Origin of the sequence: Plantibacter sp. VKM Ac-2885, assembly GCF_015351205.1 — a bacterium.
GTDB classification, from domain to species: Bacteria; Actinomycetota; Actinomycetes; order Actinomycetales; family Microbacteriaceae; genus Plantibacter; species Plantibacter auratus.
This window is the reverse complement of the sequence record NZ_JADKSK010000001.1, coordinates 1,599,903-1,606,599: the sequence shown is the minus strand read 5'-3', so window position 1 is coordinate 1,606,599 and position 6,697 is coordinate 1,599,903. Positions and strand designations below refer to the sequence as shown.

4 protein-coding genes are annotated in these 6,697 nt (G+C 69.6%); 1 reads left to right on the top strand and 3 read right to left on the bottom strand.

Features of this window, described 5'->3' with window-relative positions; all coding sequences use genetic code 11:
- Nucleotides 1-281: 281 nt before the first annotated feature.
- Both ITJ66_RS20130 and ITJ66_RS07770 read right to left on the bottom strand, forming a co-directional pair.
- Entirely contained in the window at nucleotides 282-590 is a 309-nt protein-coding gene (locus ITJ66_RS20130; RefSeq protein WP_370582638.1) for an HNH endonuclease signature motif containing protein, read from the bottom strand.
- Between the two features lie 47 nt (nucleotides 591-637).
- Nucleotides 638-1,552: a DUF222 domain-containing protein gene (locus ITJ66_RS07770; RefSeq protein ID WP_194644291.1), complete on the bottom strand. Its 915-nt coding sequence runs from the start codon at nucleotides 1,550-1,552 to the stop codon at nucleotides 638-640.
- 287 nt (nucleotides 1,553-1,839) lie between these two features.
- Here ITJ66_RS07770 and hrpA point away from each other — a divergent pair, with 287 nt between their 5' ends.
- Complete coding sequence (gene hrpA / locus ITJ66_RS07765) at nucleotides 1,840-5,715, top strand: ATP-dependent RNA helicase HrpA (protein ID WP_194644288.1); 3,876 nt, start codon at nucleotides 1,840-1,842, stop codon at nucleotides 5,713-5,715.
- A gap of 121 nt (nucleotides 5,716-5,836) precedes the next feature.
- Here hrpA and ITJ66_RS07760 read toward each other — a convergent pair whose 3' ends face one another.
- The gene (locus ITJ66_RS07760) at nucleotides 5,837-6,688 is read right to left on the bottom strand and encodes a sulfurtransferase (RefSeq protein WP_194644286.1); all 852 of its coding nucleotides are present in this window, start codon (nucleotides 6,686-6,688) and stop codon (nucleotides 5,837-5,839) included.
- Between the last annotated feature and the right edge of the window lie 9 nt (nucleotides 6,689-6,697).

The window sequence follows — 6,697 nt, the reverse complement described above, 5'->3', positions numbered from 1 at the left end:
TCCCCGGTCACTGAGCTTGTCGAAGTGCCCACGAGGACGCCTCATCGTCCCGGGCACACCTCTCCCGGTCACTGAGCTTGTCCTCCCCGGTCACTGAGCTTGTCGAAGTGCCCACGAGGACGCCTCATCGTCCCGGGCACACCTCTCCCGGTCACTGAGCCTGTCGAAGTGCGGCACAGCTCGGGGACCGAAGCGGTGCGACAGACTTCTCCCGGTCACTGAGCTTGTCGAAGTGCCCACGAGGACCCACCCCCTTCGACAGGCTCAGGGAGCAAAACTGGTCAGAAGGGCGCGGGATCGGGTTCGGTCCGATACGGCTTCCCGTCAGGTGTCGTCCACTCGAGCACCCCACCGGGACCGTGGTCGAGGTTCCACCCTGGGAGATGCTTCATCCGATGGTGATGTCGACAGAGACACGCGAGATTCCCGCCATCCGTGGCGCCGCCGTCCTCCCACGCGACCGAATGGTCGAGATCGCAGGCCCTGGCGCGTCTGCCGCAGCCAGGTGCCCGACAGGTGCCGTCCCGCAGGCGAACTGCCCGTTGCAGATCGGCCGGAATGCGGTACTGATTCCGCCCGACGGAGAGCACCGCGCCGGTCTCGGGTTGGACGAGGATCCGGGTGAAGCTCGGCGCGTTCACCGCGATGCGCGCGGCGGTCTCGGGGTCGATCGGCCCGTATCCGTCGAGCGTGGCCGGGGCGTCGAGACGCCGGCCATGGTCAGCGCTGGGACCGTGATCTGCACGGTCGGCGTGATGTGCTCCTGCACCTCGATCGGGTGCGGGACCACCGGGCTCGACATGACGTCTTCCGGCGTGACACCGGTCAGTGCGAGTGCTGCAAGGGCGTCCGCCTGGAGCTGTCCGCAGGTGCGGGAGTCGCCGGCCTGGCGTGACTCTGCGGCGGCCGCTTCGACTCGCTCGGAGATGCCCTGCGCGATGGGTGCGGTGGTGAACGAGTGCACCCACGCCATGCCGTCGGCTGCGGGTTCGAACTCGACCCGGCGGTCTGCTTCCGAGCGGGTTGCGCGGGCGGTGATGGACTCGGGGTGAAGACCCTCGCGCAGGACGCGGGCGCGCCTGCGGAGGTTCGCATTGGTCAGCTGCTCCGCGGCCGGCAATACCGCCTCCAGGAACACAGCCCGCCCGGCAGTCGGGACGTCGCCGAGTTGGTCGATGATCGTCTGCGCGTGCCGCGCCGAGATGCGGCCTGCCTCGAGTGATTCGAGCACGGCCGGCGCTTCGTTCACGAGGCGTTCCGCGTCGTTCGTCGCACGCTGCACGGTCCGCTCGGGCGTGCGGGTCGCCATCGCGAGCGCCGCACACGTCGAGCGGTGTGAGAGCGCCTGGCGCTCCGCCGGCGGGAAGATCGCCGGGACCGTGGCGTCGGCGAAGGCGTCCGCGTAGGCGGCGGAGCGGGCCAGGAGCCGGGCCTCACGCGCGTCGAGGGCCGCCCGCAGCCGATGGATCTCTGCGTACTCGTCCGAGAACTCCGCGAGCTGCGCGGCGTACTCGTCGCCGACACGGGTCGCGGTGAGGGTGGTCTCGGTCATGGGACAAGTCCATCATGGGCCACTGACATTCCAGATGCCGAGTCGAGGCGTTTGTGGAAGTGTCCTCGTGTGCCCTTCGACAGGCTCAGGGACCGGGGGAACAGCGCCGGATTCGTGAGGTTCGTCGTATGCCCTCGACAGGCTCAGGGACCGGGGAAGGCGACTCAGGGACCGGGGGAATTGGCTCAGGGACCGGCGGAGGTGGCTCAGGGACCGGGGACGGGTTCGCGGATCAGGAGGTCCGGAGCGGCAGCACACCGCGTCCAGCCCGATACGATGGAGGGCTGATGTCCGACCTCCGAATCTCCTACCCGCCCGAGCTGCCGGTCAGTGCCGCCCGCGCGGACATCGCGCGTGCCATCAGCGAGCACCAGGTCGTCATCGTCGCCGGGGCGACGGGTTCCGGCAAGACCACCCAGCTGCCGAAGATCTGCCTCGAGCTCGGTCGCGAATCCATCGGGCACACGCAGCCCCGACGACTGGCCGCGCGCACGATCGCCGAACGCATCTCGGAGGAGCTCGGCCAGGAGCTCGGTGGCATCGTCGGCTACCAGGTCCGCTTCACCGATCAGGCGTCGAAGGCGACGAAGATCAAGCTGATGACCGACGGCATCCTGCTGAACGAGATCCACCGCGACCGGATGCTGCGCAAGTACGACACGATCATCATCGACGAGGCGCACGAGCGCAGCCTCAACATCGACTTCCTGCTCGGCTACCTCAAGCAGCTCCTCCCCCAGCGCCCCGACCTCAAGGTCATCATCACGTCCGCGACGATCGACCCGGAGAGCTTCTCGAAGCACTTCGACGGAGCGCCCATCGTCGAGGTCTCCGGCCGCACGTACCCGGTCGAGATCCGCTACCGGCCGCTCGTGGCCGACGAGCCCACGGACGACGATGAGGACGCCCCCGAGTCCGAGGCCGCCGACCGCGACTACCTCGAAGGCATCAATGCGGCCCTCGACGAGCTGGCGCGGGAGTCGATGGGCGACGTCCTCGTCTTCCTGTCCGGTGAGACGGAGATCCGCGACGCCGCCGACGCCATCCGCGGGCGCAACCTGCCCGGCACCGAGGTGCTGCCGCTCTACGGCCGGCTCTCCTCCGCCGACCAGCACCGCGTGTTCCAGCCGTCGACCGTGGCAGGCCTCCGCCGGCGCATCATCCTCGCGACGAACGTGGCCGAGACGAGCCTCACGGTGCCCGGCATCAAGTACGTGATCGACGCCGGAACCGCCCGCATCTCGCGCTACAGCGTGCGATCCAAGGTGCAGCGGCTCCCCATCGAGGCGATCTCGCAGGCGTCGGCGAACCAGCGTTCGGGTCGCTCCGGCCGCACGAGCGACGGCATCGCCATCCGGCTCTACTCGGAGGACGACTTCGCGAAGCGCCCGGAGTTCACCGAACCGGAGATCCTCCGCACGAACCTCGCCGCGGTGATCCTCCAGATGATCTCCCTCGGCCTCGGCGACATCGCCGCCTTCCCCTTCCTCCAACCACCGGACGCCCGCGGCATCAAGGACGGCGTCGACCTGCTGTCCGAACTCGGCGCGATCGAGACGCGCACCTTCGCCGACGGCTCACCTCGCGGCGGCGGTCCACGCCTCACGCGGGTGGGGCGCGACCTCAGCCGCCTGCCGATCGATCCGCGGTTCGCGCGCATGGTCGTGGAGTCGAAGCGGCACGGGGTGTCGCGGGAGGTGCTCGCGATCGTCGCGGCGCTCACCATCCAGGACCCACGCGAACGACCGCTCGAGCACCGGCAGAAGGCGGACGAACTGCACCGCCGGTTCGTCGACCCCACGAGCGACTTCCTCGCCCTCCTGAACCTCTGGAACTACCTCGAGGAGAAACAGGACGAGCTGTCGTCGAGCGCGTTCCGCCGGCTCTGCAAGAACGAGTTCCTCAACTATCTCCGCGTCCACGAGTGGCACGACGTCTACCGCCAGCTGCGCCAGCTCGCGAAGCCCCTCGGCCTGACGATCAACGAGCCGGCGGTGAACCCCGACGGCATCCACAAGTCGCTCCTCGCGGGGCTCCTCTCCCACATCGGGCTGAAGGACCAGACCGTCGCTCCGGTCGTGAAGGGCCGGAACGCTCCACCCGCGACGAAGACCGCGAAGAAGGGCGACTACATCGGCGCCCGCCAGACGCGCTTCGTCCTCTTCCCCGGGTCCGCGCTCGCGAAGAAGCAGCCGAACGCCGTGATGAGTGCGGAACTCGTGGAGACGAGTCGGCTGTTCGCCCGCACCAACGCCTCGATCGACCCGGCGTGGGCTGAACAGATCGCCGGCGACCTCTGCAAGCGGTCGTACAGCGAGCCGCACTGGGAGAAGAACCAGGGTTCCGCCGTCGCCTTCGAGAAGGTGACCCTCTTCGGCGTGCCGATCGTGCCGCGCCGCCGGGTGCAGTTCGGTCGCATCGACCAGGAGCAGGCCCGTGAACTGTTCCTGCGGCACGCGCTCGTCGACGGCGAGTGGACCCACGACATCGGTCGCGACAAGCTGTTCGACTTCCACCGCGCGAACCGACGACTGCGCAAGGAGCTGAGTGAGCTCGAGGAGCGGACGCGACGCCGCGACATCCTCTTCGACGACGAAGCCGTCTTCGACTTCTACGACGCCCGCGTCCCTGCCGAGATCTCGACGACGCGGGGCTTCGAGTCCTGGTGGCGCAAGACGCGCGTCGAGCAGCCCGAGCTGCTCACGATGCGGCAGGAGGATCTCCTCCCCGAGGACGCTCCGGCGGTGGATGAGGACCGCTTCCCCGCCGAGTGGGTGCAGGCCGATCAGCGGTTGAAGCTCAGCTATCGTTTCGAGCCCGGAAGCGACGACGACGGCGTGACGGTCATCGTCCCGCTCGCCCTGCTCGACCGGCTCTCGCCCGCCGGTTTCGACTGGCAGGTCCCCGGTCTCCGTCGGGACCTCATCACGGCGATGATCAAAGCGCTCCCGAAGGCCCTGCGTCGGAACATCGTGCCTGCGGCCGACTGGGCGGCGAAGCTGCTCGCCGAGCTCCCCGCCGACGTCCCGGCGGTCGCCCCCGGCAGTCCCGCCGCCGAGGACTCGTTCGCCACCCGTCTCGCGAACGCGATCAAGCGGCTCTCCTACATGGACATCACCGCCTCGGACTTCGAGATGGAACGCGTCCCCGAGCACCTGCTCGTGACCTTCCGGGTCATCGACGAGCGCGGCCGCACGCTCGCCAGCGGCAAGGACCTCGTCGAGCTGCAGCAGCGCCTCAAGCAGCGCACGCGGGCGAGCGTCGCCAAGGTCGCGGCCGCCAGAGTGCCCAACGCCATCGAACGGTCCGGGTTCACCAGGTGGGACTTCGACGACCTCCCCCGCTTCATCGACATCCGCCAGGAGGACGGCGTGATCCGCGGCTACCCGGCGATCGTCGACGACGGCACGAGCGTGTCGATCCGGATCATGAGCACGGAGGCCGACCAGGCCCGCGCCATGCCCGCGGGGGTGCGCCGCCTCCTCCTGCTCGCGATCCCGTCCCCGACGGCCTATGTGCAGCAGCACCTCAAGGCCAACGAGAAGCTCGCGCTCGCGACGAGCCCCTACCGGTCGACGCCGGCGTTGTTCGAGGACTGCCTCGCCGCCTGCATCGACGACGTCCTGTTCCGGGTGGTGCCCGACGGCCAGGTGTTCTCCCGGCTCCAGTACGAGACGCTGCGCGACCGCGTGTCCGCCTCGGTCATGGACCGCATGTTCCAGACGGTCGCCATCGTCGCCCGCATCCTGCAGGCCGCGCGCGACACCGAGAAGGCCATGAAGGCGGCGACGAGCATGACGCTGCTCGCGGCCCTCACCGACATGCGGGGCCAGCTCGACGGACTGGTCTTCCCGGGCTTCGTCTCCCGGACGGGCTCAGCACGACTCGAACATCTGCCGCGCTACCTCGCCGGCATCCGTTACCGCGCCGAGCGACTGACGGACAACCCGAACCGCGACCGGGTGTGGATGACGGAGGCGCAGACGGCGTTGTCACGGTTCGAGGCCGCCGGCGGCACCATCCCGCTGCCCGCCGAGGCTCCGGAGCACCTCGTGAAGGCCCGGTGGATGCTCGAGGAGCTCCGGGTCAGCCTGTTCGCCCAGCAACTGGGCACGGCCGAGTCGGTGTCGTTGCAGCGCCTGCAGAAGGTCCTCGCGGGCTAGCGCTCACTGGTCCTTGAGCTTGTCGAAGGGCCCCGCTCGCGATCCCCGGTCCCTGAGCCTGTCGAAGGGCGCATCTCGACAAGCTCGATGACCGGACGCACGCACCACCCGAAACGACGGCTCAGGCTCCGGGACCCGTCGCCACCGGACGCTCCGGGTGGTTCGCCCATTCGCTCCACGACCCCGGGTACAGCACCGGTTCGAAGCCGGCCAGGGTGAGTGCGACCGCGTTGTGCGCCGCGGTCACCCCGCTGCCGCAGTAGGTCGCGACCGTCGCGTCCTCAGGCACGCCCGCGGCGAGGAACTGCTCGCGGAGGGCCTCAGGCGACAGGAATCGGCCGTCGGCGCCGACGTTGGCGGTCGTCGGCGTGCTGAGCGCGCCCGGGATGTGACCGGCCCGAGGGTCGATCGGTTCGACCTCGCCCCGGTACCGTTCGCCGGCGCGCGCGTCGAGCAGCACCCGTCCCTCGCCCGCCCACGTCGCGGCCGTGTCGATGTCGATGGTCGGCAGGACACCCGTCGTCAACGTGACCGTCCCGGGTTCCGGGACGACCTCGCCGCGCTCCACGGGCAGTCCGGCGTCCGTCCACGCCCGGAACGCGCCGTCGAGGATGCGGACGTCCGCGATGCCCGCGTTCCGCAGCACCCACCAGGCTCGTGCCGCCGACAGGCTCTTGAGATCGTCGTACACCACGACCACGTCGCCGTCGTCGACGCCCCACGATCGCGCGGACGCCTGGAGCGCTTCGCGATCGGGCAGGGGGTGACGGCCTCGGACGGCCGGTTCTCCGGTCGGCACGTGGTCGGCCAGCTCGTGGTCGAGATCGACGTATACCGCGCCGGGCACGTGCGCCTCGAGGTAGGCGGGCCGTCCGTCCGGTGCGTCGAGTCGCCACCGCACGTCCAGGACGCGCACCGGCGTCCCGGAGGCGATCAGAGCGGCGAGGTCGTCCGGGGCGATGAGGATGGGCATGCGTCCAGC

Coding starts and splice junctions, on each gene's coding strand:
- ITJ66_RS07760 (WP_194644286.1), bottom strand. CDS start 6,688: ATGCCCATCCTCATCGCCCCGGACGACCTCGCCGCTCTGATCGCCTCC.
- ITJ66_RS07770 (WP_194644291.1), bottom strand. CDS start 1,552: ATGACCGAGACCACCCTCACCGCGACCCGTGTCGGCGACGAGTACGCC.
- hrpA (WP_194644288.1), top strand. CDS start 1,840: ATGTCCGACCTCCGAATCTCCTACCCGCCCGAGCTGCCGGTCAGTGCC.